This window comes from Pseudomonas sp. RL_5y_Pfl2_73 (assembly GCF_963970515.1).
In the GTDB taxonomy this organism is placed as follows: Bacteria; Pseudomonadota; Gammaproteobacteria; order Pseudomonadales; family Pseudomonadaceae; genus Aquipseudomonas.
This window is the reverse complement of record NZ_CAXAPD010000090.1, coordinates 1-2226: the sequence shown is the minus strand read 5'-3', so window position 1 is coordinate 2226 and position 2226 is coordinate 1. Positions and strand designations below refer to the sequence as shown.

Genomic DNA, 2226 nt, shown 5'->3' with positions numbered 1-2226 from the left:
GGTCTTTACTGAAAAGCACTTTGGCCGGACCTGGCGCAACGCCGGCCACTGCTGCAAAGCCATTCGCATCCAGCGTCCCCTTGATGACCTTGCCCAAGGCATCCTCAACCTTGTACTCGCCTCCCTTAAAGGTGACCCCGTTGGCGTACTGTTGAAACAGCTCCAAATTCCCTTTCCCGGCCTTCGGCTCCTCCGGAAATGCTGCCGCCTTACTCTTCGCAGCGTCATAGATAAAATCCACGGCATGTCCGGAGTACAACCCACTGGTGGCATGAGTAATCCCACCCGCGTTATAGGTGGTGCTACTCCCCGCCGCCTGAATCACGATCTCTTCCTTGGCACTCAAGGTGATGCGCTCAGCCGTCACGGTGACCTTAAGTTTGGCCAACACGTTGATGTTGTCTTTCAGCGCCCGGATGTCGATATCGCCGGAGGCCGCCACCAGCCGCCAGCCCAGGCTCTGCACGAAGGTGCGCACACCACGGCTGGCGCTGAGCAGCAGGCGTTTGCCAATGGCCAGGCTGGTGTGGCCGCCGCTGCTGAGGGCGAGGTGTTCGCCGCTGGCGATGTGGGTCGATTGTGGGGTGCTGCTGGCGATGCCGGCCGGGCTGTGCAGCACCAGATGGGGTTCGGCCAGTTCGGGGTATTGGTTGGCGCTGGGGTTGCCGCCGGTGCCACGGATGGTGCTGTGTTGGGCCTTGAGGGCGTCGGCGACTTCGTCCTGGTCACCGCTTTCCTGGGCCAGGTGATCGCGGGCTTCGCTGGCGAAGGTGGCGTGGTGTTGGCGGGCGGTGTCGAGTTGTTCGGCGGTTTCCGGCAGGTCGGTGTGGTGTTCGGCGGCGCGCGGGCGCAGTTGAGTGGTGAGCAGCAGGCCGCCGCCGGCGCGCAGTACGCCGTGGGCGTCGGTGCGCAGTTCAAAACCTTCGCCGCGTGGCACGCCGCCACCGGGGCGCGGGTGGGTGAGGTAGCCGAGGGTGAGGGCGCTGGCCTGGTGGTCGCTCATCAGCGCGGCGCTGATTTGCCCGGTGGTGTCGTCCAGGCGCAGTTCGTTGTGGCGCTCGCCGTGAAGCTCCTTGCTGCGGATCGGGCTGAGGGCCTTGAACTCCGGCAATTTGTACGGTGAACGGTTTATGGCGTGGTAGCTGCGGCCGATGACCAGGGGCTGGTCCGGATCACCTTGCACGAAGCCGACCAGTACTTCCTGACCGACCCGGGGTAGGGCGACGTGGCCCCAACCGGCACCGGCCCAGTTGTGGGTGACGCGCACCCAGCAGGAGCGGCGGTCGTCGTCCTGGCCTTGGCGGTCCCAGGGGAATTGCAGGCGCACGCGGCCGTGTTCGTCGCAGTAGATTTCTTCGCCGGGCGGGCCGACCACGGTGGCGATCTGCGGGCCTTCGATGCAGGGCTTGGGACGCGGCGGTGCTTGCCACTCGACGCTGTCGGGAATCAGTGTGGCGGTGAAGCTGTAATGGGTGCCCACCTGGCTGCCGGCGGCTTCTTCTTCCATCGCGGTGTGCTGGCGGCCGACATGTTTGATGGCAACGGCGCGCCAGCCGATGTTGAGGTCGTCACGCGCATGCCCGGTCAGATCGAACGCCAGCCCCGGCACCAGGCGCGCATCGTCGCCCGTGACTTCGGCGGTGCGCGCATCACCGCGCAGGCCTTGCAAGCGGGTCTGGGTGAAGGGCTTGCCGGCGTCGTCGTGCTTGTAGCGGCCGGGGTAGTCGTAGCGTTCGTAGTCGGGGCTTTGGTGTTCCAGCTGGCGTGCCTGTTCGTGCTGCTCCAGGTTGTAGCGCGGGTGGGTGAAGGTGTAATCGCGCTGGGTCTGTTGGGCGCTGCGCACCTGCTCGCGGTAGGTGAAACTGTGCAGCGCCGGCTGGGCCTGATCTCCACCAGGGTTGGCCTCGTACACCAGCGGTTCGCCCTCGATCACACCGAAGCTGGCGATATGGTCGGCCTGAATCAGCTGATGCCCGGCTTCGCTGTGTTGGAAGATCGACAGCAGGCCTTCTTCGGCGGCCAGGCGCTGGTAGAAGTCCCAGTCCAGGTCGCCGGCCTGCACGCAGTATTCGCGGGGCAGGTGGGTTTCGGTCAGGCGTTGGGTGCAGGCGCCCCAGCGGCGTTCGGTGCACAACTGCTCGAGGATCTGCGGCACGCTGCGTTGCTGGAAAATACGCCAGTCCGATTGCAGGGTGGCGCGGGCCAGTTGCGGTTCGATCACAGCAC

At 65.5% G+C, this 2226-nt stretch carries 1 protein-coding gene; it reads right to left on the bottom strand.

The window, feature by feature from the left end; all coding sequences use genetic code 11:
• The coding region (locus AACY42_RS28265) for a type VI secretion system Vgr family protein (protein ID WP_339483792.1) at positions 1-2226 on the bottom strand (2226 nt) is incomplete at both ends.